We start from the raw sequence: 24,432 nt of genomic DNA, 5'->3' as shown, positions 1-24,432 counted from the left end.
TGATTGGTATCGTCCGTTTACTGAACTAATGAAGCCGAAGTTCTTCGCTGGCTGGCTGTTGCGTTAGCCACTAGTTCTGACTGGCAAGATGACCCGTTCAAGCCAGCGTGACTGGCTTAACCGCGTGCAGTGAAATGGCAAATGATCAGCTCAAATATTACATTTTGCCCGAAATACCGGGAAACAGTTGTCTTTTTGCCTGGGTTTATTTATCATGGTATCTGACTGTATGGAATTAAATGGAAGATAAATTAAGTGAGGAACACATCACAATGAAGAAAATGATTATTCACGGCGGCCGACCACTTTCAGGAGAAGTGACCATCGGCGGCGCTAAAAACAGCACAGTAGCTTTAATTCCGGCAGCGATTTTGGCTGATACGCCGGTCCGGTTCGACATGGTTCCGGATATCCTTGATGTGCACAACCTAATGTTAATTTTAAAATCAATGAACGTGCATTCCACGTTTGAAGACGGGGTCTTGACCATTGACCCGACGGAAATTGTGGAAGCACCCCTCCCGAGTAAGGCCATCAAGAGCTTACGGGCATCGTATTATTTTATGGGGTCCTTGTTGGGGCGGTTCCAACGGGCCACGCTGAGTTTTCCTGGCGGTGACAACATCGGGCCACGGCCCATCGACCAACACATCAAAGCGTTCAAGGCGCTGGGTGCGTCGGTGGATGAGCACGATGGCACGGTGCGCATCACGACCGGTCCGGAAGGCTTACACGGTGCGCGCATTTTCTTGGACATGGTCTCCGTGGGGGCCACCATCAACTCCATCCTGGCGGCGGTCAAGGCTGTCGGCACGACGGTGATTGAAAATGCGGCCAAGGAACCGGAAATCATCGACATCGCGACCTTCCTGAACAACATGGGCGCCCATGTCCGTGGTGCCGGGACCGACGTGATTCGGATCGAAGGGGTGCCAACGCTGCGGGCGATGAACACCCACACGATCATTCCCGACCGGATCGAAGCCGGGACTTACCTGTCCATGGCAGCGGCCGTGGGCGAAGGCGTCGTGGTCAAAAACGTGATTCCCGAACACTTGGAGGCTTTCACCGCCAAGATGATTGAGATGGGCGTTCAACTCGAAATCAATGAGGATAGCATTTACGTACCGCGCGCAGAAAATCTCAAGCCGATTCAGGTCAAGACCATGCCGTTCCCTGGCTTTGCGACGGACCTGCAACAGCCGTTGACGCCGTTGTTGTTCAAAGCGGATGGCAGTAGTGTCGTCATCGACACGATCTATCCCAAACGCATCAAGCACATCGCCGAGCTACGTAAGATGGGCGCGCACATTCGTTCCGAAGAGGGCACGATTGTGATCGACCCGAGCGATGACCTGATTGGCGGGCAAGTGCAGGCCGGCGAGATTCGGGCCGGTGCGTCACTGGTGATTGCCGGGCTAATGGCCGAGGGCGACACCGAGATCAGCCAAGCCGATAACATTTTGCGGGGGTATGACCGCATCGTTGAAAAATTAACGGCGCTGAACGCCGACGTTGAGATTGTCGACGACAGTTTAGTGGAAAATGGCCAAGATTAGGCATTGCCGCTAAGCGCGATTCATGGTATAATTCAACGGTTGACGATAAAATCAATCTCTGGTCCAGTAAATGGATCAGGGCAAAAGGAGCGTATTACATTATGAAGCAAGGAATTCATCCAGATTACCGCGAAGTTGTGTTCCAAGACTCAAGTACTGGCTTCCAGTTCTTGTCTGGTTCAACGGCAACTTCTGACGAAACGGTTGAATGGGAAGATGGTAACACTTACCCATTGATCCGTGTCGAAGTTACTTCTGATTCCCACCCATTCTACACGGGTAAGCAAAAGTTTACTCAAGCCGATGGTGCTGTGGATCGTTTCAACAAGAAGTACGGTTTAACCAACGACTAATTATAAAATTTATGATTTGTCTTCGCCGGTGTGCAGGTTTTCCTGCCGCCGGTTTTTTTGACCAGTTTTATGGAGAAATCGGGCACCTAACGCTCCGTGGTGTCCTGGCCGGGATGGGTGGCTGGGGCAATTTTCGGCGGATTTCGTTAAGTTTTTGACCGCGGTCGATCCTAAAGCTTTGTTTTTGGGTGGGAAAAGGGTAGAATGCAAAGACGAAGAGACCGAATTATTTGGGGATTGGAGTAAGTGCTATGGCCGACAAAAAACAACGACAACCGAAACGGCGGTGGCGGTGGTTGTGGAGTACGATTTTTGCCCTCCTGATCGTCATCTCGCTGGGGTTGATTTTCAATGAACAAATTAAAAATTGGCTGATTTCGTCTTATCAGCCGCGCATTTCGCGCAAGTCAGTGAAGAAAAATGAAAAGAAAAAGGCGTCGTACGACTTCAGTAAGGTCAAGTCGTTGGACTTCTCGACGGTGGCCAAGGCCCGCTGGAATTCGGCGGACATCCACGTGGTCGGCGAAATCCTGATGCCGCAGTCCAAGATTCACCTGCCGATTGCCAAGGGCGTCAGCAATGCCGTGTTGGCGTTGACGGCGGGGACCATGCGGCCGGATCAACAGATGGGGCAGGGCAACTACCCGCTGGCCGGGCACCACATGTCGTCACAGACGATTTTATTTAGTCCGTTATATTGGAAGACTCGGGTGGGGCAGCTGATCTACCTGACCAATGCCAAGCGCGTCTACGTCTACAAGGTCAGCGTGCGGAAATTCATTCCGGCTACGGACGTTGGGGTGGTCGCGCAGACCAAGCAGAAGTTGGTCACACTGATCACCTGTGACGCCACCGGGGCCAATCGCCTAATGATTCGCGGCAAATACGTGAAGCAGATGGCCTACAAGAACGCCCCAGTCTCGGTCCAAAAGGGCTTCCACAGTGGCTTTAACAATAAGTAAGCGAATGAAATCGGCATTTTTCTGTCCAGACGACGAAAAATGCTGATTTTTTTAATTTTTTTGAACTTTTTTTAAATTTTTTTTGGACAAAATCCCATGTTGTCGGGATTAGCCGTAAATCCAGATGTATCAAGGGTTTTGCGCTGGCCGTTTATAGGGGTTAAAACTAATGCGGTTAGTCTAACACCCGTATGAAGTATTAACGAAATCACGAGCAAAATGGCGTTTTGAAACAGAAAATCCCGACTGAACCGTGAATCGAAAAAGGCTGTAAATGCCGTTATGACGGCGTTTAAATTGTAATCACATTTATATTATAAACGTTTATAACAGACATGAAAGAATTTTCCCCTTACTGGTTCTCGCCACAGATAATTAAGAGTGGACAAAGACGGAGAAATGCGCTATTATATGTTTGTAAGGTTGATACAGAGATAACCGCCAAGCATTGGGGCACGATTAACTAGGGTAATCCCGCAAGGCAGTGACATCGATCAGCCAGGGTTGACAGAAATTTATATTTAGCCGAAAAGGCTCAAAGGGGATAATCAATATGTTTAAGAAGACTTTAGGTTTCGTCACTGTTGCTGCTGCAGTTGTTAGTTTGGGTTTAGCTTCAGCGACGACTGCCAACGCTGATGTCGATGCAAATGCCACTAGCGGTTCAACGCAAGCCAATGTTAATTTGACAGCTGATGAAAGTGGTGCCGGTGGTGTTTCTCTGGTACAAGTGCCAACGCTTACTTTTGCTGATAAGACTTTGACTGGTACTGCTGATCACACTGACTTGACTGTTGGCAACAACTTGGTTGTCAAGAATGGTGGGGCAATTACTGGTTGGCATGTTACTGCTTCAGCTACTGCAATGCATGACAAGGCTAATACGAAGCAACTGCTTGATGGTGGTTCATATGACTTGAAGAGTGCTGGTCCAGATGCACTAGCTGTTGGAACTGATTACACGACTCAAGACACGACCAACTCAACGAAGGCTACTGTTAATAGTGCTACTGCAACAGACGGTTCTACATTCAATGGGCTACACATGGATACTGGTAAAGACATGACTAGCCAGCCAGTTATGAGTGCAGATGTAAATCAAGGGATTGGGACTTTCAGTGCTAACTTCGGTAGTGAGTCTCAGTTGAACATTCCTGCTTCTGCTGTTGCGGGTCAATACGAGTCCACCATTACTTGGGCTTTGACTAACGCTCCTGCTTAATGGTAATTTCAAATTATAAACGAATAAATAAAGCCTAGCTCTGACCACGGAGTTGGGCTTTTTTGTTGTCGATTTTTCAAGGGGTATAAACTAAAATTTTCTATTGATGCTAATATAGCCTGCTTATTGTGATCTGTTACAGGATAATAAGACTGTTCGTAAGAAATTAAATGATAATTATCCCGACTTGATAATGTTAAGATATCTAGATGGATAACCATTTGAAGTATTTGTATGCCCCCTATAAAGATTACGACAAAAATATTTTTTACCACAGATATTTAATTGTGGACAAAGACACAAAACGGTGCTATTATAATTTATGTAATCAGATGAATTCATCAGATGTTTTGTAATAGATATTGTTAATTAAATGTTAGGTAAGTGGAACAGGACGTGAGGATGGGACAGCGATGCGATTACGAGATTTAGGTTTGCTGGTGCTGAGCCTGCTGATCGTCGGTTGGGGCCTCCCAACGACTGCTCGTGCGGATGATGTTCAGCAGTCACACTACTCGGTGACGCTCACTAAGCCGGCAACGAGCACGTCACCAATCACCAATAACGGTGCTGGAGCATTAATTACGGGTGATGATGGTGACCAGGTGAGCGGCCAAAAGGGTAATGGCAATCGTCATTCAGCCGGAACAACATCACCGACCAAAACTAACGGCGGTCAAGGGGCCACTGTTAGTCCAACAAATAGTCGGAATGGTCAGGCGGCCTTGGTCGCTAGCCACAGCACGACGGGACGATTGCCACAAACTTCTGAAACCTGGTTCGGATTGGGAACCATGGCGGGCGTCATCTTATTGTTACTGGTTTGGATTGGGATTTTATTTAAGAAAAGAAAACAACAAAATTAGTTGAGGGAGATCTTTATTATGACTAAGAAAACTTTACAATTATTAGCTTCTGTTGCTTTGGTTGCAGGCTTGGGTATGACCACGGTTACGGCCAACGCTTCTAAGGAATCCGGACAAGGGACCCAAGACACGACTGCTAAAGTTACATTGAACAGTGACAATGGTGCTGGGGATAATGGTAACGATGGCAACGGTGATGGTGATGGGACCAACGTTGCAGGTAATTTGGCAATTGTTTCTGCGCCTGATGTAACGTTTGAAAATGGGACTATCAACGGTCAAGAAGCTTTGAGTCTGAAAGGAACTTTTTCTACGAGTGAAAATTCTTGGAAGGATAAGGGACTTGGTGCTGTAGCCGTTGTTGATCCCGGGACTGCGAGTGGCTGGAAGGTTTTAGCCTCTAATACGGTGATGAAGAATGATGATACTTCTATTACCACTGGTGCCGCTGCTGCTATTCAAGGTGGGACTATTCATTATACTGGTGCCACGCTCAGCTCATTAGATAGCGGGGATGCCAACCCAGCAACAGTGGATAACGAAACGGTCTCACTACCAACAGCCGGAACTGATAACGTACCTGTTTACAGTGCTAACACGGGTAATGGTGTTGGGACTTGGCTGGATACTTTTAGCGGCGCAAGCTTGACAGTGCCTGCTGGAAACGCTGCTGGCTCATACACTTCAACAGTAACTTGGACCTTAAGCAACACCCCTGGTACCACGGCATCAACTACTGATGCTAAGTAATTAATCGCAGTCAAGAACGAAAAGGGAGGGCTGCGTAGTGACTAGATGGACATCGTTAATCGTGACTTCGTTGGCCCTCACGGCTTTGGTCTTGGGTGGGTCAACCGTCGCGCAAGCTAGTACTACTCCCGATGGTAGCCAGAACACGACTGCCAAAGTTACCCTCAAAGGTGGCGACACCTCTGGGTCCGTTTCTCCCCAGAATCCGGATGGGTCGGGGAGTGCGTTTCCTGGCGATGACCTAGATCCTGACAATCAGGGGACTGGGTCGACCGGGGACCTGACGATTGACTACACATCGAATCTGGTATTTGATGAAAATAGTTATGCAAACGGGATCATCACCGCGACGGCGACGAACCATCAAGCCTTCGTGCAGGTGAGTGACCGCCGCTACACTGGGGATGGCTGGCAACTGATGCTGACCCCCAGTGTTTTGGTGGGTCAAGCGGACTCGACGAAGATTGACGGCAGTGATGCGTCGGTTGAATTGGGCGTGACCAAATTTCTCGCGTCGGGGGCGACCGTCAGTCAGTATCCGCACGTCACCACGACGAGTACCACCCGCCTACCACTGGGAGAAATGGCTAAGGTGGGTCAAGCAGACTACGGCACCGGGCTCGGCACCTGGATCTATCGGCTCAATTACGACACCGCGGCGCCGACCAAATTGCTGGTCAACGGCAATGCGGTCGCCGAGACTCAGACCTACACCGGGGTGCTGAATTGGACCTTAACCGATTCCTTACACTAAAAATGTTAAAGTTTCTGAATGCGGTGGCGACAGTCACCGCATTCTTTGTTACAATAAGTTTAAAGTTGAGTTTTTATGGAGGTTGGGAGAATCATGAAACGTTGGCTAAAAATTTTGGTAACACTTGGGACGTTACTAATGGCGTTCGGTTGGGTCCAACAGACCGAGACGGCTCACGCTGAAAGTGTTGGTTACTCGGTCAGTGCCGTTTTGCCGAAGAACCAGGACGATAAGAAGGTCACGTATTTCGCGTTACGGGTTAAACCAAAACAACAACAGAAATTAACGATTGTTATTCGTAATACCAGTAAATCAATGAAACGGTTCCAAGTGGGGGTCAACCAGGCCATCACCAACGACAACGGGGTCATCGACTACAGTAAGGCTAATCCAACACTGGATAGCTCACTGAAGGTCGGTATCAAGGACATCTTCAGCAAGGACAGCACCCAAAAGGTCAACGTCCCGGCGAAGAGTACCAAGCGTGTCTCCGTCTCCTACACCATGCCAGCCGACAAGATCGACGGGATGATCTTGGGTGGGGTCTACGTCAAGCAATTGACCGCTAGTGACAGTTCCAGTGCCAAAAAGGGTGTCACCATCAAGAACGCCTTTGCCTACGTCATCGGGGTCCGGCTCCGTGAAAGCAGCGTCGATGTCGCCCCTGACATGCGCCTGCACACGGTCAAGGCGGGGCAGATCAACTCATACAACCAAATTCAAGCTAACTTGCAAAACCCGCGGCCAGGTCTGATGAGTGAACTTAAGATCAAGTCGAAGGTCACCAAGGCCAACGATTCCAAGACGGTCTTGAGCAATCAAAAGAGCAACATGTCCATGGCGCCAAATTCAAACTTCAACTACTCCATTCCGTGGGGCAGTACACAGTTAAAGGCCGGCGAATACACGCTGACGTTGGATGCCTACGCCAAGGGCGGGTACCACTGGCACTTCGTCAAGAACTTTAACGTGACGCAAGCCCAGATCAACCAATTAAAGAACAAGATCAACACGCCGCAACAAAAGAACTACTTCTGGTGGTTCGTGGCCGGCGGGATTTTGATTCTCCTGCTTCTGCTCATCATCATCTACCTGTTATTGAAGAACCGGCGTCGCGATGACGACGATGATTCTGATCAGACGGATGCAAAATAACTAAAATGACTACGCCCGACTGGCGGTTCTGCGAAGAACCGTTGGCCGGGCGTTTTTGTATTTATCAGCTGTTAGTTCACTTAACTGAGTAAGCCCTCTTTCTAGGGTCAGACAGCCCCCGAACCCGGCCGGAACCCCCAATCTGGGGGCGGAACATCGTATAATGGGGTTAGATATTGAATGCGGTAATGATTAAGGTGCACGGACAGCACGGGTCGACATTGAGGGGGAATGTCGTTATGAGGTTGCGAAATTGGGGAATCAGTTTGATGGCGATACTGGCGTTCTTATTGGGCGGTGTTCTGGTGGCCCATGCCGATGCGCCGGCGGGGTTGCCCGTCTCGCCGTACTTTAAGGCGGGGACCTTTAGTGGTGGCAGCAATTCGGCGACGGTCTTGCCTGGGCAACAGGACACGGTCCAACTGACCGATGCCGCTAACCAGTTGGGCACGATTTGGGCCAACAAGGATGACTATTACTTTGAGTTGGACCACGACCAAAAGGCGTCGATGTGGCTGTATTTTGACAACAAAAGCGGGAACGCCGGCGATGGCATGGCGTTCGTCTTGCAAAATGACCCGCGTGACTACGCAGCCGTCTCCCGGACCCAGCTGACCGACGTGCCGGCCGCGGGGGAAACTCTCGGCGTGTGGGGGAGTCCAGACGCCTACACAGTTCCCGGGACGGACGTCGTTGCGCATCAGGCGATTCAAAACAGTTGGGCGTTAGAGTTCGATACCTTCCCGAACACGACGCCAATGCCGAGTGGGCTGGGCAAGTCCACGACCTTTGATACCTTTATCAACTACGTGACGGATGAGAAGACCAAAAAGCCCCACATCGCTTCGAATTATCCGGCGAAGTCGGGCACCTATAGTAAGCGCAGTTATGGCGACCAATACTATACGGTCATGTTCCACAAGGGTATTTTGAACCCGAGCCTGTCCAACGGTGCGTGGCATCACATGACGTTGCAATACACCGCGCCTAGCAGCTATCCGGGAACCGGGCAGATGACCTATACGTTTGACGACAAGGACCCCGCAACCGGAATGCAAACGGGGTCGGACCAGACGGCGACGGTCGATATTGATACCAGCACGGTGGACCCCGATAACACGGGCCGGGCCATGTGGGGCTTCACCGGAGCGACTGGCCAGCTGTACGAAACCAATCAGGTCGTCTTCGAACAGATTCCGGGGCTGGTCGATGCCAGCGCGGAAGCCCATGTGTATGACCGCACGGAGGACAATTTGGAGGTACCCACGAACGGCACCGGCCTGATCATGGGTGGCGACCGACTCCTGTTGCAATACACATTAAAGTATGAGGCTGGCCGGAGATCCTGGGATGCCATCAAGGCGGCCATGAAGCTGCCGGCGGGCGTCACGGTGACGTCGGGTAAGGTTACCTACGCGGACGGGTCACAAGAAGACGTTGCGTTGGGAGATTACCAGGCCGGCGATGACGAGCTTGATTACCCCCTGCAAAAGGGCCTGTCCGCGACTAATCGCACGGCAACGGTGTCATTGTACGCGACGGCTGACAATCCGGCGCAAAACACGGTGGTGGCCGGAACCACCAGTCACTTTACCGGTCCGCTGGCGATTGCCACGGCGGATATGACCGGCTTTCAGGTGTACCATTCGGCCGTCGACTTGACCACTGCCCTGACCAGCGCTAATCACGTGACCGTTCAGCCGGGCAAGACCACGACGGTGACCGGTACCGCCACGCTCAAGGGTGCCACCGCCAATGCGGCCTTCACCTTACACCCGACGTTAAATGGCCAAGACATTGCGACGTCGTCCTTCGATTCGACGAAGCAGGCGGATGGCAGCTACACCGGGAAATTTAGCTATCAACCGTTGGCGGGGGACCTCCACACGGGACTCAACACGCTGACCCTGTACGTCGCCGATGCCAGCGGCAATGCCTCGACGGACGTGACAGTGCTGATCAACGTGGCGGGCATCCTGAGCTATGCGACGGTGCCCAAGACCGTTTCCTTTGCCGACACGGTCTTGACCGGCCAGGCGCAGCAGTTGGCACGGCAGGGAAACTGGCAGCTCCAGGTCAATGATGCCCGGGGCACCGGGTCAAAATGGCAGCTGACCGCGCAGTTGACCCAGCCCATGACGGCGACCAACGCGCCAGCGACCCGGCTGGATGGTGACCTGACCTATCAGGCTAGTGCCACCGCCACACCCGTCGCCATCGATACGATCGGCGTGGTGGTCGCCAGTCATCAGGCCACTAGTGATGATGATACGACCAACGCCTTGAACTGGGATGCGGACGCGGGCATGCTGCTACACGTCAATAGCAGCGCCGTCAGCGGCACCTATGAGGGCGAGATTACCTGGAACCTGGCGAACGCACCGGGTTAATGAATTGCATAGATGTGGTGAAATGGGGGACTACCAGCTATGGCTGGTGGTTCTTTTTTGGCTTTGAGGATAGTATTGCTGGCAGTTACACTTTGAACTTGATGTACCTTTAAGCAGTTTTGCTGTTGCTGATGGCCAAATGGATAAATACGATAAAGCCGCCGATGGAGGATGTCTAAGACAATAATTAAATAAAATAAATTATCGTTAAAGGCCTAAAACGTTGGTGACTTGTGATATAATAATAGTCGTTGCGAGTGTTAAACGTTTTGGGGAGTAGTGATTATTTTATAATTAAAATGATTTCGGCTATCCGCCATTAGCGTAGACAACTGGTAGTAAAGGCAGTTGTTGCCCCAGCCGTTAGGTCATTTAACTAACTGAGCTGGGCTGAGAGTGAGCCAAAAGGCTGAACCGGCTGCCCTTTGGCACACGTTTCAGCTATGTAAAGGTGAAACGCCTGGGATAGTTTTGTCCCAGGAACCTGATTTTTGAGAGTTGGAGAAGGGTGACAAAATGAAATTGCGAAAGATGATGATGGGGCTCGGGGCCTTGGTGCTGGCGGTTAGTTGCCAGTTGGTGGTCGCACAGGCGACGTCCATGCCGGAAAATGTCAGTGGCCCCTTGAGCAAAGCGCCACGAGGAATCAAAATTGATAATTATTTTAAAGTCCCGGACGAAAGCGATGGGATTGCCAATAACTCCGCGAAGATTGCGGATACAGATTACGGTGACCAGCAAGCCGTTCAACTGACCGATGCCAATAAAACCGGTGGTGAACTGGGGTTGATTTGGACCAGCGATGGTGCTGAGATGGATCTGAGTCAGAATCAAACGGCGTCCATGTGGTTGTATACGGGGAACGAGATGAGTAGTAGCGGTGACGGGATGACCTTTGTCATGCAAAATGATCCCCGAAAGCTGGGGGCCAGTGCCATCAATACCTCTGATTCAGCGAACCCCACGCCCGCAACTGGGGAGACGCTGGGTGTGTGGGGCGATGATTATGACAACGAGAAGTTTACGACGCCGGAGTCACTCGCCGCTACGGGAATTCAGAACAGTTGGGCGTTGGAGTTTGATACGTTTTTGAATAACAACCTTCCTGATACCCCGGACAATGGTTCTGCAGGGAATACCGCCTGGAAAAATTATTTTCAAGATTTAGCCAATAGTGGGAACCAATTTGACGTCGGTATGAAAGGGATGCACATTGCTTCGGGATATCCGGGAGCGGCTCAGTCGTACGACGTGGTCGACCAGACCTTTAACTGGATGGATTATGATAAATTTGATTTCCTTCATCTAAATGGAACGCCGCAATCGGCTTCATATCACTATGCCAAACTCCTGCACGACGGGGCCATCGACACTGGCAATATCTTGATGGGGAGGGGTGTCTGGCAACACATCACCCTGAATTGGGATGCCGCCGCTAGCAAGATGACCTATACGTTCGACGATAAGGACCCGAACACCGGGGCGGCGAAGACGGGGACTTCCAGGACGGTAGCGGTGAATCAGAAATTATTGGGCTTGACCGAGGACAATCAAAAGATTCGCTGGGGCTTTACCGGGACGACCGGGGAAAGCTTTGAAAACAACCTGGTCGTCTTCGAACAGGTCCCCGGTCTGGTCAGTGCTAATGCGACGGCCAAATTGACCGATGAGACTAAAAACCAGACCATTGACGACGCCAGTGATGAGGTGAATGCGGGTGACCGGATGCACTTGGATTATAATTTAACTTATACCGGCGGCCGGGAATCCTGGAAGTCGATTCAAGCCAAATTGAATTTGCCGAGCCAGATTAAATTTAGTAGCGCCAGATTTCGTATGCCAATGGCGATTCTCAGACGATTAGTGGGTTAGATAGCGACAGCGTCGATGGTCAAACCATCAGCGCAGCCTTGAATCAAGAGCTCTCCAGTACTAATGCCAGCGCGACGATTTCGTTTACCGGAAAGGCCGTGGCGGGGAGCGATAGTGAAACGACGGTGGCGGCGACTAACAGTAGCTTTACCGGCGCTAACGCCATTACGCAAGCAACGCTAAACGGCTTTAAGGTCGCGAAAAACGACGATGCCGCGATGACGTTATCGCTGACTGGCGAAGGCGTCGATGCGACCGGTACGTTGGGCAGCCAGAAATTGACCAAGCCCGCCGACGTTGCCGTGACCGGGAAGATTACCTACACCGTGGGCACCGCCGACACCAACAGTAACCTGACGTTGTATCCGACCTTGAACGGAACCCCCTTGCCGACGCAAACGTTAAGCAATAACGATGCCGCCGGAACCTTCACTTACAAATTAAACGCGAGCCAGCTTCTGTCGGGTCAAGACAACGAGTTGACGCTCTACGCAACGGACAGTAAGGGCCACTCGACCAACGACGTCGGCTATACGGTGACCCTCTCGCCGGGAACGCGCGAACTAGCAGTGGGGACCCGTTCCACTTTCAACGCCGATAATCCGGTGGATATGACGGGAACGGCGATGACACTGCAGCCGGATCATAACTGGGACGTTACGGTCAACGATACCAAGGGTAAGGGGGACAAATGGACGCTGACCGCCGCGGCAACACCGTTCATTTCCAAGCTGCGGGACAGTCTGTCCGCCCACCTTGATTACGTGACCAGCGACGGTAGCGTGTCGAACCTCCAGGCTGGTGCGGCCAAAGTCATGACGCACACGGCGGCTTCGGATGACGATGTGCTCAACGTAGCGGATGACTGGAGCGATACGCAGGGACTGTTACTGAAGGTGAATTCGGACGCCACTCAGGGCGCTTACTACAGTACCGTGACCTGGACGTTGGGGGATGCCCCCGCTTAAGCAATCTCGTACAAGACAATGGGACCTACAGACCTGACGGCTGGGGTCCTTTTTCTTTGCAGCATTTACTGACTTTCGCGCAGCATGGTCTGCTAAAGGGTGGACGGGTATTTGTGAAAAAATGTTTTATAAATATTGTTATATCAACGATTTGACTAGCATAATCTGGTTGATGTGGTATACTAAATGAAACTAGTAGGCAGTGTTACTATTGTACAGTGAGCAATATAAAAATACTGATATGTCATTGCCGGTGAAAATCATGAGTGAGGGGTATCGACGTGGTTAAATTTTGGGGGGGCGTCAAGGTCATTTGGTGGTGTCCAGACAACGCGAGGGGAAGTTCAGTGATGAAGTTAAGCGAATTCGTATTGGGATTGCTGACGGTAGGGATGCTGACTGGTGGCGTCATTAAGGCGCATGCCGATACTCCCGCTGAGGGCGATGTCAAAAGAGCATTGCGGCTGGCACCGCAGGGCGTGAAGATTGATGATTATTTTGAAAAGGGAGATATTTCCAATAATTCGGCGAAGATTGTGGATACTGGGCGAGGAGAAAAGCAGGCTGTGCAGTTGACTGACGGGGGCCAAAATGAGTTGGGCATCCTTTGGACCAGCGACTTGGCGAAAATGAATTTGCGGCAGGATCAGACCGCCTCCATGTGGTTGTACACGGGAAATAGCTGGAACAGCGGTGATGGTATGGCCTTTGTAATGCAAAATGATGAACGGGGTATCCAGGCCAGTGCTCTTGATCAGCGTAATGGTACGGCGATTCCGGCTACTGGTGAGACTTTGGGGGTCTGGGGTTATGATGTTAACAACCAGTACAGTGCGGAACAGCTGGCTAAGGCGGGTATTCAAAAAAGTTGGGCGTTGGAATTTGATACTTTCTTGAATAGGAACCTCCCCACTGAAGAAAAGGACGGGGATAGTAAAAATTCAGATAGATGGAAAGAGTTCTTTCTTAAGCAAGAGAATTTTGCCACGCAATTTGATTTGGATAAGCATATCAATGGTAAGCATATCGCTTCGGGCTATCCGGGGGATGCAAGCGCGTATCAAGTATTTCGTAGAAACTTTAAATGGGACGTAAATTGGACTTCTTGGGAACCTGGACCTTTCGGTGTTAATCATCCTGTACATCATACAACCACCCACACCTCATCATATCCGTATGCCGTTTTAAAACACGACGGCCTGATCTTAACGAAAGGGTCGATGAGTCCCTTAAGCTCAGGTTACTGGCAACATGTCACCTTGGTTTGGGACGCTTCAGCTAGCGAGATGAAATATACTTTTGGGGATAAGGATCCTAAAACGGGTGCGGCCCAAGCAGGTACTTCTAGTACTGTCAGAATTGATAAGTGCAAGTTGGGCTTGAAAGATTCTGACACAAACCAACGTATTCGCTGGGGATTTACAGGATCAACTGGCGCCAATACAGAAAGTAACCTGGTCGTTTTTGAACAGGTCCCCAGCCTGGTTAGTGTCGCCGCGACGGCACAACTAACAGATATGACTAGAAATAAGTCTGTCAATACAACCGATAGTGTGGTGCACGCAGGTGACCGGCTCAGACTGACTTATGATTTGAAGTATATTAGTGGACGAGAGTCGTGGAAGGATGTTCAGGCCAAGCTGCAGCTCCCAAGCAACGTTCGTTTCACCAGCGCAAAGGTTGTGTATAGCAATGGATACTCGCAAACACTTCAGGTCCCCAACAACTCACTGGCTAAATTGGCAGATAAACTAAGTCAGGAACTATCTGCAGACAAGCTGAGTGCGACCATTTTGTTGGATGGGATTGCCGTTGCTGGGCCGACCGCTGAAACAGCTGTGTCGGCGACTAATAGTAGCTTTACAGGGATAAACGCCATTGCCCAGACGAGCTTAACGGGGTTTAAGGTCATTCAGACTGATGATGACAAGATGCAATTGAGACTTACGGGTCCCAACAGCAGTGCGGATGGGACGAGCGGTGCCAGTGACTTGACCAAGCCACAAGACGTCGAGATAACGGGTAATGTTTCTCACACAAAAGGCGATCCGCAAAAGGATCAAATTCTAACGATCCAACCAGTGTTAAACGGAATCGAACAGCCAACGCAAGTCTTTGACAGCACTGCCAGTAAAGGGGATTTTACGTATAAATTAGCCGCAGACCGCATTCTTTCTGGTCGGGAGAATACGTTAAAACTCTATGTCACGGATAGTGAAGGACGCTCGACCAATGACGTGTTGTACACGGTGACCTTAGCTGCCGGTTTTCGGGAACTGGCCGTGAGCCCCAAGGCGTCATTTAACCACGGCAATCCCGTCGAGCTGAAGGGGGCCGCCATGACGCTACCACCAGATAATAATTGGCAAGTGACGGTGAACGATACCAAGCAGATAGGGGATCAGTGGGAATTGACCGCCAAGGCAACCTCCTTTATTTCCAAGTTAAATCAGCCACTACCGGCGTATTTGGCGTATGTGACCAAAAATGGCACGAGTGACCTGCAACAGGGGATGGTAACCGTCCTTACTCACAGGAAGACCACGGCCAATCCAGAAGTGGTGAACGTGGCCAATGCGTGGCAACAGGGGCAAGGGTTGTTGTTGAAAGTGGGATCAGATGCGGTTCAAGGCTCCTATTACAGCGAGATAACCTGGGTTCTGCGGGATGTACCAAAGTCGGATTGACCGACCGGTGAGAAAAAAATGTGTTTATAAAATTTGCGTATAATACTGTTAATAGCTGGATTGGTAACCAGTAAGATTCATTGTAGGATTAGCTTGTAATGAAACCTTTGCAGGCAGTACAGCACAGACGATTGTGGGGGAGAGCATATGTGGAAAGCGTTATTGATTGGTGTATTGGGGTTGGGGATTGGTTGGCAATTGCTAGCAAGTCCGGTAGTGGTTGCCAAAAGCAGTGAAACCAGTGCATTAAAGACCACGCCGCAAGGTATCCCCATCAAAGCTTATTTCGATACTGTTCAGTCAGAGTTTAGTAAGGCGACGGTTGAAGGGTCCCAGAATCCCACGGTTAAGCATACCGAAGTTGCCCGATTAACGACTGGTTCTTGTCAGGTAGGAGCGATTTGGTCGAAGCCCGAACAACGCTTTGACCTCACGCAAAATCAAACAGTATCGATGTGGCTGTATTTTGGAAACCAAGGGAAAGACGCGGCGGAGGGCATGGCGTTTGTGTTACAAAACGATCCGCGTACCACTGAAGCGATGACGCGTTTTCCCGGTCAGCATCCCAAGGATATTCAAGGGGAAACGCTAGGCGTTTGGGGTGTAGATAATCATAATCAGGAATTGAGTCGTAAGAAAACCCAACAGAATGTTGCTCAAACGGCGATTCAGCGTAGTTGGGCCCTGGAGTTTGATACCCACTTGAATACAGACTATGTTTACCGCGGGATAAAGTCGGCGAATTCGTTTGATTTGGCAGGAAACCAGCGTCCTTTGGTAGGGCCTCACTTGGCGGCGAATTATCCGGCGGAACCCAGCAGCTATAGCCCCCGGCTCACGTATAATGTTTTTAAATATCATCGGTATGTCTATTTAAAGCATGAAGGTCTCATTCAAGCCGGAAAAGGTGATTATACGTTCCTGGCTAATGGCCAGTGGCATCACGTGACCCTCAACTATGAAACCGAATCGGCTGACAGTCCAACGGCCCTGATGACCTACAGTTTTGACGATCGTAATCCAATCACGGGAATCTCGAATCGGAAAGGGGCGGATGCGACCTTTAAAATTGACAAAAGTAAAATTGATCCCGACAAAACCGGAAAAGCATATTGGGGCTTCACGGGTGCCACCGGATCAGAGATGGCGGATAATCTAGTCGTCTTTGATCAAGTCCCCGGAGTGGTGACCGGTGACGCAACCGCTACGTTGACTGACAGTAAGCAACGGGTTATTGAAGAGGGTGATGTGGTGGCACAAGGTGAGCCGCTACAGCTGACTTACAAACTCAAGTATCAACAAGGCAGAACCAATTGGCAAAATATCCTGGCGCAAATCAATCTACCGGAGAAAGTCGCCTTTGATACCGTGACGATTCACAATGCCGATGGGAGCTTGGATGAAGTACCCGCGACGGATTGGTCAGCTAACACTAAGACGTTTAAGCATCAGCTGACCAGTCCATTGGGGCCACACAATACGTGGGTCACACTCACCTTCACTGGAAAGTCCCTGGCGCAAAGTGGTGTCGTCCATCCCCAAATCAGTAGCTTTACCAGTGACGAAGCGGCCGCTGAAAGTACGACGCCGGAGTTCAATCTTGGTCAACCGGCCCTGTCACTGGTGTTGGATACGCCGATATCTGGACCAATCGATAACGAACACGATTACTTTTTGAAGGGCCATGTGGTATTTCATGAGAAGCCCTATCCCAATACCGACTTACATATTGTCAGTAAGCAAAATGGGGTCACGCAATATCAGTCATTAAGCAAGAAGGACGCTGCTGGTGAATTCACCTATAAGATTCCGGCTAACAGGCTGCATACGGGTAAGAATTCCTTGGAGCTGGTGGTTATTGCCGAAGATGGGGTGTCTAGTAACCCGTTACTGGTGACAGTCGAGCCCCAGGAAAAGGAGGAAACTGAGGCAGGGCAATTGGCCTTTGGCACCTTATCCGAAAAGCTAGAATTTACAGGAAGTTTGGCTGGACGATCTCAAGAGTTATTTGGTCATAAGGGCTTTCGACTGGTGGTCAAGGATGAGCGTCCCCACGGTGCCTGGTCGCTTCAGGCGGTTGCGGAGCCGCTAATAGAGCAAGACACTAAGAAACCTCTAGCAGGGCAATTGGTATACAAAAGCCAGTTTGGAGACCAACCTTTAAACGGGGCCGATGCGCAGCTGATCGATGAGCATGACAATGAAGGCAAGCAGACTGAAACGAATGTTGCTGGTGATTGGCAACATAACAAGAAAATGGACCGGGGCCTATTCCTCAGACTAGCCAGCAGTGCCATCGCCGGAAACTACCAGGGGAAAATCACTTGGATCCTCACCGACGCCATGTAAAAGAGCCTGGAAAAACCTCCCAGGCTCGTTCTGCGTTACCTTTACATAGCTGAAACGTGCACCAAAAGGCAGCCGGTTCCGCTTAAAACTGCTAACCAAACAATCCAAAACCGGGATTATTCGGTTAGCAGCCTTAATGCTCGCCGACTAATCGCCTTTGGGCCCACTCTCCATAACTAAAACTAAGCAGTTGTCAATGCATCCAACCAGGCCGGTAATGCTTCCGCCAGTTCCTGATAGGTCAGTTCAAACTTGTGCGTATACCACGGGTCGTCGATAGCTTGACCGGCCCGTCCCGGTAAGATGTCCAAGCACAGCTTGATTTTCTCCCGGTCAGCGGCTGATGGAGCCATGCGTTGCAGGTTATAGACGTTGCTGTGATCCATGGTAATGATCACGTCGGCCCAGTCGAAGTCGGCCGCGGTGATGGGCCGGGAGCGGTGCTGGCTGGCATCTAGACCGTGGGCGCGCATCACCTTTAAGGCGCCGGGGTGGGGATGATTGCCCTCCTCTTCGGGACTGGTGGCGACGGAAGCGGCCGTGAATTGGTCGGTCAGATGTCGTTCTTTGATCAACTGATTGAAGATAGCCTCGGCCATGGGAGAACGACAGATGTTGCCAAGGCAAACAAAGAGTACGTGTTGCATGGGAAACCTCCTAATTAATGGTTAAGACGGGCAGAGTTGCTGGAGTCCGGCTTCACCGTTTGTTATGATGAGTGTACCAGAAAAATAGGAGGAGTGAGCATATGGTAGCAACTATTATTATCATCGTTATTGTGGTCTTGCTAGCAGCTTGGTACATTAGTGCCTACAACGGCTTGATTCGGACCCGGACTCACGTGCAAGAATCGTGGAGTCAAATTGATGTGCAATTGAAACGGCGAAACGACCTGATTCCCAACCTGGTCTCAACGACTAAGGGGTATGCCAACTTTGAACAGTCGACGTTAAAGAAGGTCGTGGCCTTGCGTAACCAACTGACAGCCGTGCCTGACGGCGACCACCAACAGACCATGGAAGTTTCCAATCAACTGTCCACGACGTTGCGGTCACTGTTTGCCTTGTCGGAGAATTACCCCGATCTGAAGGCTAACACGCAGTTTACGCAGTTAATGGAAGAATTGACCAACACGGAAAATAAGATTGCCTACTCCCGGCAGTTGTACAACAGTTCCGTGGCGAACCTGACCATGAAGATTCAATCCTTCCCTAGCAACATTGTCGCCAAGGTCCATCATTTCCAAGAAAACGACTACCTGCAGGTTCCAGAAGAAGAAAAGACGGCGCCGAAGGTTAACTTCGATGACTTTAATCAAGATAAGTAGGCGATAACATGTTATATGACCAAATTGCCATGAATAAGCGGCGAACCGGCTATGTCATGTTTGGCTTTGGCGCGCTGGTCCTGGCCTTGGGCGCGGCACTGGGATACTTGTTTTGGAACAGCTGGGTGTCGGGTACCGTAATTGCGGCCGTGGTGGCGGTCGTCTACATGTTGATCATGATCAGCCAGTCGACCAACGTGGTCATGAGCATGAACCATGCCCGCGAGATCACGGACGTCAGCCAGGCCCCGCAGTTGTGGCACCTGGTGGAAGATATGGCGTTGGTTGCCCAGGTGCCCATGCCGCGGGTCTTCATCATTGATGATCCCAGTCCCAATGCTTTTGCGACGGGCAATGACCCACAACACGCGGCGGTGGCGGCCACGACCGGTATCTTGGAGCGATTGAATCGCGAAGAGATGGAAGGCGTCATCGGCCATGAAATGTCACACGTCCGCAACTATGATATTCGCCTGCAGACGATTGCGTTGGCCTTATCCGCGGCCATCAGTCTGCTGGTCAACTTTGCCAGCAATTGGTTTTGGTGGGGTGGCGGTCGCCGACGGGATGATGACCGCGATTCAACTGGCAATGTCATCGGCATCGTCATCTCGATTTTCCTCGTGATCTTGGCACCGTTGGCCGCCAGTATCGCGCAGATGGCTTTGTCGCGGAACCGAGAATACCTGGCTGATGCCGCTAGCGTTGAACTGACACGCAATCCCCAGGGCTTGATCAGTGCGTTGCGCAAGATTGACGACAGTGAGCCCATGAAGGAAGCCGACCCTAACAGTGCGGCCTTGTACATCAGTGACCCGTTCAAACACCAGCAGAAATTTGCCGAGTTGTTCGCGACTCATCCGCCAATTGCGGACCGGATTGCCCGGCTCGAAAAAATGTAAAAAAGGTGGGTGTTTTGAGGGTGTTTCGTAGTACAATTAAGTGTGATTGAAACTAGGGGAAAGAGTGTGCAACCATGCGCGGAAATTTTATTTATTTAAGTCTAGAACCCGTGACGAATATGATTTATTCGTTGGGCATTTCACCAGCTGATTTTCTGAACGGCGTACCAGCCATACCGAATCAGCTGCTTTTGTTAAACGAAGAGTCTGGCGCCGATGTGGAGATCAATCCCCACACCCGCCTGCAGACCATCACGGGACAAGCGCAGATTCGGCGTTACCTGTTGGCCAAACATGACCGGCCCGTCAAGTGGCTAGACTATACGCATGGCGATGACCTCGACTTTTTATTGCCTAGCGAGATTGCGGAGCTCTTGTACTTGGCGCACATGGAGACGCATTTGCGGACGCCATTTTACGCCAAGCTCCAAAACGAGTACGCTTTTTTGACCCTGCGCGATGGCTTTTACAAGACCTACTACCGGCATCTGGCCGACTTCGACCACGTGTTGGAAGTGAGCATCAAACGCCATCTGCGGGCCATGCACAACAACCGCTGGGTCTTTGCCCGGCCGTTAGCCATCAGTGATGTGCCCCACGAAATTCTTCTGCAGCTGATTCAAGGCTTGTTGGACGGGATGATCGTGGCGTTTGACCAGCTGGTGGAACGGCACCGCATTTACGTGATTCCGGTGCGCGCCATTACCCATCCGGAACGACAAAACACCTGGTACACTCAAGAAGAGGTGTACGCCGATTCGCGGGAAGTGGCGAGTCTACGCTACGACCTGGCGACGCGGGAATGGGCGTTGAGCATCCATGATAATCAAGTTTTTAGTGATGTTGCGGATTTAATTTAACTTAAACTAAAGGGAGTTAGACCAGCGTCTGGCTCCCTTTTCCATACACCCGGTGATAGATTTTTGCGGGAGTTTTAAGTTAGTAACCGGTAATCCATGGTATAATGTGACTCAGAATCTAATGCGGAACGAACTAAGCGGACCAAGTGGCCGCGTAGCTTGCAATTTGAAACCGGAACGGTCGAGGGGATCGTTTCGTTAAATTAGGAGCAGAAAACATGAAAATGCAGCTTGCCGAAATTGCTCATGCTGTGGGCGCAATCAATGATTTTGAAGAATGGCGGAGTGTCAGTGTCACGAGTGTGGCCTTTGACAGCCGACATTTGCAACCAGGGGGACTCTTTATTCCGTTGACTGGTGAACAAGACGGGCACAAGTTCGTCCAGTCTGCCATCGATCACGGGGCCGTAGCCACACTGTGGGCCCGCGACCTGGCCACGGCGCCAGCGGATTTTCCAGTGATTCAGGTCGCTGATTCGCTGAAGGCCTTGCAGGATTTGGCACAGTACTACCTGTCCAAGATCAATCCTCGGGTTGTGGCCGTGACCGGAAGTAACGGGAAGACGACGACCAAGGATATGATTGCCGCCATCTTGAGCACCCAGTTTAATGTGACCAAGACGCACGCCAATTTCAACAACGAGATTGGTGTGCCGATGACCGTCTTATCCATGGAACCCAACACCGAAATGTTGGTCGTGGAAATGGGGATGGACCGACCGGGGCAACTGGACTTTCTCAGCAAACTGGTCTCACCGGACTTAGCTGTAATTACGATGATTGGGGAAGCCCACATCGAGTTCTTTGGGACCCGTGACCGCATCGCCGACGCCAAGATGGAGATCACCCACGGCCTCAGCGATGATGGCATCTTCGTCTACAATGGCGACGAACCATTGCTCCAAGAACGGGCCGCGGACCTGACCCAACGCCAAGTGACGTTTGGGCAAGCGGCCACCAACGATTTGGCCGCAACCGACATTCAAGGGACGGCCACGGCGACGACCTTTACCACGAACCAATGGCCAGACTTAACGTTCACGATTCCCATGATTGGGACCTACAACGTGAACAATGCCCTGGCAGCCTTGGCCGTGGGTAACGTCTATCGGATTCGGCCGGAGAGTGCCCAAAAAGCGCTACAAAACGTGCCGTTGACCGAAAACCGGGCCGAATGGCTACAGAGTGCCAATGGTGCCGCGATTCTGAGTGACGTGTACAATTCCAATCCGACGGCTGTTAAGGAAGTCTTAGCGGCCTTCTCGAAGACGCCGGTCACCGGTAAGCGTTACGTCGTCTTGGGTGACATGCTGGAATTGGGTGATCAAGCCGACGCCATGCACGCGGGGCTGGCCAGTGCCATCGATCCGACTGTCATTAGTCACGTGTACTTGGTTGGACCGCACATGGTGGCCTTGCAACAGGCCTTGGCTCAGCAGACCCCAGATTTAGCGGTGACCCATTACGAAAGTGCCGACCTGGCAACGTTTTCAGCCGATTTGCAAACCATTTTGACCCCCGCTGATCAGATTTTATTGAAGGGATCTCACGGGATTCATTTGGAGCAAGTATTGGCGGCATTACAGGATTCTAGTGAAAAATAAGTCAATGATTAAGCAGCTGCCGCAAGTCGTGGGAGTTGCTTATTTTGTTTCAGCGTTGTATGATGGCTTAGTTGTATTTAAGAAACGAACTTACCCCGCCTTAGCCAATCATGGTCCGCGTCACGGAAAACGGATTTTTTCCAAGAACCTTGAGGCACTAAGGCGACGTACCCATTTAGGAGGAAATTATTTTTGAAGTTTAAAGAACTGGGTCTTTCCGAGGACCTACTGAACGCAGTTACGACAGCAGGTTACGAAGAAGCGACCCCAATTCAAGCCGAGACAATCCCCATGGTTTTGGCTGGTCAAGATGTGATTGGACAAGCCCAAACCGGGACTGGGAAGACTGCGGCCTTCGCCTTACCTATCTTGGAAAAGATTGATAAGAGCAATGAAAACGTTCAAGCGTTAGTGGTTTCACCAACGCGGGAACTTGCCATTCAAACCCAAGAAGAAATTTACAAATTAGGTCGTAACGAACGGGCTAACGTCCAAGTCGTTTACGGTGGGGCAGACATTCGTCGTCAAATCAAGTCCCTGAAGAACCACCCGCAAGTGGTTGTTGGGACCCCGGGTCGGTTATTGGACCATATTCGTCGGCACACCCTGAAGTTAGACCACGTCCAAATGTTGGTCTTAGATGAAGCCGATGAAATGTTAAACATGGGTTTCTTGGATGATATTGAAGACATCATCAAGCAATTGCCAGAAAAGCGGCAAACGCTGCTCTTCTCCGCAACGATGCCACCTGAAATCAAGCGGGTTGGTGTGCAATTCATGCAAGATCCTAAGCATGTGAAGATTAAGGCCAAGGAATTAACGACCGACTTGATCGATCAATTCTACGTCCGTTCACGTGACTTCGAGAAGTTTGACATTATGACGCGCTTCTTCGATGTACAATCACCTGATTTAACGATTGTCTTCACGCGGACGAAGCGCCGGGTCGATGAAATCTCTAACGGACTGCAGGCACGTGGTTACAACGCTGCCGGTATCCATGGGGATTTGACCCAAAAGCGCCGGACGCAAATCATGAACCAATTCCGTCATGGGCAATTGGATATCTTAGTCGCAACCGATGTGGCTGCCCGGGGGATCGATATCAACGATGTCACCCACGTGTACAACTACGATATTCCGCAAGATCCTGACAGTTACGTGCACCGGGTTGGCCGGACTGGCCGTGCCGGGAAGCATGGGGTTTCCATGACGTTTGTAACGCCAAACGAAATGGATTACCTGCGTGAAATCGAAAAGCTGACGAAGGTGCGTATGCTGCCTTTGAAGCCGCCTTCGGATGAAGAAGCTTTGGTAAGCCAATTGGGCGCTGCCAAGGATAAGGTTGCCGAATTGGTCAACAAGACGGACACCGAAAAATTCGCCAAGACTGCGGAAGCTTTGCTGAACGAATACGATGCTGAAGACCTGGTAGCCGCTTTATTGAACGACTTAACCAAGGACGACAGCAGTCAAGTACCCGTTAAGATCACGCCGGAACGGCCATTGCCTAAGCGCGGTGGCAAACGTCATGGCGGTGGCGGCTACCATCACGGTGGCGGCAACCGTCGTGGCGGTGGGTACCGTGGTCACCGTGGGAATGATTCCCGTGGCGGTCGTGGTGGCTCTCGTGGGCGTGACTCACGGAACCATGATTCCCGTAATCATGGCGACAACCGGAATCGTCGGAGCAACGGCGGCAACGGTGGTCGGCGTAACGAAGGTGGCAGCCGCGGCTTCACCATTCGGAAGAAAGACTAATTTGCGTCACTAAAAATTGATTAGAAGGAGCTCGCCTCGTGGCATACGGGACGGGCTTTTTTGTTGGCTTAAAGGGGATGGGGTGTGGGCA

19 protein-coding genes are annotated in these 24,432 nt (G+C 51.0%); 18 read left to right on the top strand and 1 reads right to left on the bottom strand.

What is annotated here, in order from left to right:
• Positions 1–272: 272 nt before the first annotated feature.
• The 13 genes from LKH74_RS11325 (at position 273) to LKH74_RS11265 (ending at position 17,887) form a co-directional block, all read left to right on the top strand.
• Positions 273–1,559, top strand: a complete 1,287-nt coding sequence (locus tag LKH74_RS11325; RefSeq protein ID WP_287708482.1) for a UDP-N-acetylglucosamine 1-carboxyvinyltransferase — start codon at positions 273–275, stop codon at positions 1,557–1,559.
• 101 nt (positions 1,560–1,660) lie between these two features.
• Positions 1,661–1,912: a type B 50S ribosomal protein L31 gene (locus LKH74_RS11320; RefSeq protein WP_135368429.1), complete on the top strand. Its 252-nt coding sequence runs from the start codon at positions 1,661–1,663 to the stop codon at positions 1,910–1,912.
• Between the two features lie 251 nt (positions 1,913–2,163).
• Positions 2,164–2,874: a class A sortase gene (locus tag LKH74_RS11315; protein WP_135368428.1), complete on the top strand. Its 711-nt coding sequence runs from the start codon at positions 2,164–2,166 to the stop codon at positions 2,872–2,874.
• Between the two features lie 553 nt (positions 2,875–3,427).
• The gene (locus LKH74_RS11310) at positions 3,428–4,096 is read left to right on the top strand and encodes a WxL domain-containing protein (RefSeq protein ID WP_287708483.1); all 669 of its coding nucleotides are present in this window, start codon (positions 3,428–3,430) and stop codon (positions 4,094–4,096) included.
• A gap of 413 nt (positions 4,097–4,509) precedes the next feature.
• On the top strand, positions 4,510–4,962 hold the full coding sequence (locus tag LKH74_RS11305) for an LPXTG cell wall anchor domain-containing protein (protein ID WP_287708484.1): 453 nt from the start codon (positions 4,510–4,512) through the stop codon (positions 4,960–4,962).
• Positions 4,963–4,980: 18 nt separating this feature from the next.
• Entirely contained in the window at positions 4,981–5,712 is a 732-nt protein-coding gene (locus LKH74_RS11300) for a WxL domain-containing protein (RefSeq protein ID WP_287708485.1), read from the top strand.
• Between the two features lie 37 nt (positions 5,713–5,749).
• Positions 5,750–6,466 carry a WxL domain-containing protein gene (locus tag LKH74_RS11295; protein ID WP_287708486.1) on the top strand — a complete coding sequence of 239 codons (717 nt, stop codon included), beginning with the start codon at positions 5,750–5,752 and terminating at the stop codon, positions 6,464–6,466.
• 93 nt (positions 6,467–6,559) lie between these two features.
• On the top strand, positions 6,560–7,621 hold the full coding sequence (locus tag LKH74_RS11290) for a DUF916 and DUF3324 domain-containing protein (RefSeq protein WP_287708487.1): 1,062 nt from the start codon (positions 6,560–6,562) through the stop codon (positions 7,619–7,621).
• Positions 7,622–7,860: 239 nt separating this feature from the next.
• Positions 7,861–10,011 carry a lectin-like domain-containing protein gene (locus LKH74_RS11285; RefSeq protein ID WP_287708488.1) on the top strand — a complete coding sequence of 717 codons (2,151 nt, stop codon included), beginning with the start codon at positions 7,861–7,863 and terminating at the stop codon, positions 10,009–10,011.
• A gap of 516 nt (positions 10,012–10,527) precedes the next feature.
• Positions 10,528–11,883: a lectin-like domain-containing protein gene (locus tag LKH74_RS11280; protein ID WP_287789058.1), complete on the top strand. Its 1,356-nt coding sequence runs from the start codon at positions 10,528–10,530 to the stop codon at positions 11,881–11,883.
• Positions 11,884–11,921: 38 nt separating this feature from the next.
• Positions 11,922–12,851: a hypothetical protein gene (locus tag LKH74_RS11275; RefSeq protein ID WP_287789056.1), complete on the top strand. Its 930-nt coding sequence runs from the start codon at positions 11,922–11,924 to the stop codon at positions 12,849–12,851.
• Positions 12,852–13,201: 350 nt separating this feature from the next.
• On the top strand, positions 13,202–15,538 hold the full coding sequence (locus tag LKH74_RS11270; RefSeq protein ID WP_287708490.1) for a lectin-like domain-containing protein: 2,337 nt from the start codon (positions 13,202–13,204) through the stop codon (positions 15,536–15,538).
• Between the two features lie 147 nt (positions 15,539–15,685).
• A complete protein-coding gene (locus LKH74_RS11265; protein ID WP_287708491.1) occupies positions 15,686–17,887 on the top strand; it encodes a lectin-like domain-containing protein in 2,202 nt (733 codons plus the stop codon).
• Positions 17,888–18,069: 182 nt separating this feature from the next.
• Here LKH74_RS11265 and LKH74_RS11260 read toward each other — a convergent pair whose 3' ends face one another.
• Positions 18,070–18,534 carry a low molecular weight protein-tyrosine-phosphatase gene (locus LKH74_RS11260; protein WP_287708492.1) on the bottom strand — a complete coding sequence of 155 codons (465 nt, stop codon included), beginning with the start codon at positions 18,532–18,534 and terminating at the stop codon, positions 18,070–18,072.
• A gap of 101 nt (positions 18,535–18,635) precedes the next feature.
• Between LKH74_RS11260 and LKH74_RS11255 the strand changes: the two genes are divergently transcribed.
• The 5 genes from LKH74_RS11255 to LKH74_RS11235 all read left to right on the top strand — a co-directional run bounded on the left by LKH74_RS11255 (position 18,636) and on the right by LKH74_RS11235 (position 24,341).
• Positions 18,636–19,214, top strand: coding sequence for a LemA family protein (locus tag LKH74_RS11255; protein ID WP_287708493.1), 579 nt, complete (start codon positions 18,636–18,638; stop codon positions 19,212–19,214).
• A gap of 8 nt (positions 19,215–19,222) precedes the next feature.
• Positions 19,223–20,116, top strand: coding sequence for a zinc metalloprotease HtpX (htpX, locus tag LKH74_RS11250; protein WP_135368416.1), 894 nt, complete (start codon positions 19,223–19,225; stop codon positions 20,114–20,116).
• 74 nt (positions 20,117–20,190) lie between these two features.
• A complete protein-coding gene (locus tag LKH74_RS11245; RefSeq protein ID WP_135368415.1) occupies positions 20,191–20,976 on the top strand; it encodes a hypothetical protein in 786 nt (261 codons plus the stop codon).
• Between the two features lie 218 nt (positions 20,977–21,194).
• The gene (locus tag LKH74_RS11240; protein WP_287708494.1) at positions 21,195–22,580 is read left to right on the top strand and encodes a UDP-N-acetylmuramoyl-tripeptide--D-alanyl-D-alanine ligase; all 1,386 of its coding nucleotides are present in this window, start codon (positions 21,195–21,197) and stop codon (positions 22,578–22,580) included.
• 192 nt (positions 22,581–22,772) lie between these two features.
• Positions 22,773–24,341 (top strand): DEAD/DEAH box helicase, encoded by a 1,569-nt coding sequence (locus LKH74_RS11235; protein ID WP_135368413.1) that lies wholly within the window; start codon positions 22,773–22,775, stop codon positions 24,339–24,341.
• Positions 24,342–24,432 lie beyond the last annotated feature (91 nt).

The sequence above is a fragment of the Levilactobacillus sp. genome (genome assembly GCF_022646225.1).
GTDB classification, from domain to species: domain Bacteria; phylum Bacillota; class Bacilli; order Lactobacillales; family Lactobacillaceae; genus Levilactobacillus; species Levilactobacillus suantsaiihabitans.
The sequence above is the reverse complement of the archived record's forward strand: the minus strand, read 5'-3'. Positions and strand labels throughout refer to the sequence as shown.

Coding starts and splice junctions, on each gene's coding strand:
- LKH74_RS11325 (WP_287708482.1), top strand. CDS start 273: ATGAAGAAAATGATTATTCACGGCGGCCGACCACTTTCAGGAGAAGTG.
- LKH74_RS11305 (WP_287708484.1), top strand. CDS start 4,510: ATGCGATTACGAGATTTAGGTTTGCTGGTGCTGAGCCTGCTGATCGTC.
- LKH74_RS11285 (WP_287708488.1), top strand. CDS start 7,861: ATGAGGTTGCGAAATTGGGGAATCAGTTTGATGGCGATACTGGCGTTC.
- LKH74_RS11310 (WP_287708483.1), top strand. CDS start 3,428: ATGTTTAAGAAGACTTTAGGTTTCGTCACTGTTGCTGCTGCAGTTGTT.
- htpX (WP_135368416.1), top strand. CDS start 19,223: ATGTTATATGACCAAATTGCCATGAATAAGCGGCGAACCGGCTATGTC.
- LKH74_RS11315 (WP_135368428.1), top strand. CDS start 2,164: ATGGCCGACAAAAAACAACGACAACCGAAACGGCGGTGGCGGTGGTTG.
- LKH74_RS11270 (WP_287708490.1), top strand. CDS start 13,202: ATGAAGTTAAGCGAATTCGTATTGGGATTGCTGACGGTAGGGATGCTG.
- LKH74_RS11320 (WP_135368429.1), top strand. CDS start 1,661: ATGAAGCAAGGAATTCATCCAGATTACCGCGAAGTTGTGTTCCAAGAC.
- LKH74_RS11300 (WP_287708485.1), top strand. CDS start 4,981: ATGACTAAGAAAACTTTACAATTATTAGCTTCTGTTGCTTTGGTTGCA.
- LKH74_RS11290 (WP_287708487.1), top strand. CDS start 6,560: ATGAAACGTTGGCTAAAAATTTTGGTAACACTTGGGACGTTACTAATG.
- LKH74_RS11245 (WP_135368415.1), top strand. CDS start 20,191: ATGCGCGGAAATTTTATTTATTTAAGTCTAGAACCCGTGACGAATATG.
- LKH74_RS11265 (WP_287708491.1), top strand. CDS start 15,686: ATGTGGAAAGCGTTATTGATTGGTGTATTGGGGTTGGGGATTGGTTGG.
- LKH74_RS11255 (WP_287708493.1), top strand. CDS start 18,636: ATGGTAGCAACTATTATTATCATCGTTATTGTGGTCTTGCTAGCAGCT.
- LKH74_RS11280 (WP_287789058.1), top strand. CDS start 10,528: ATGAAATTGCGAAAGATGATGATGGGGCTCGGGGCCTTGGTGCTGGCG.
- LKH74_RS11260 (WP_287708492.1), bottom strand. CDS start 18,534: ATGCAACACGTACTCTTTGTTTGCCTTGGCAACATCTGTCGTTCTCCC.
- LKH74_RS11240 (WP_287708494.1), top strand. CDS start 21,195: ATGAAAATGCAGCTTGCCGAAATTGCTCATGCTGTGGGCGCAATCAAT.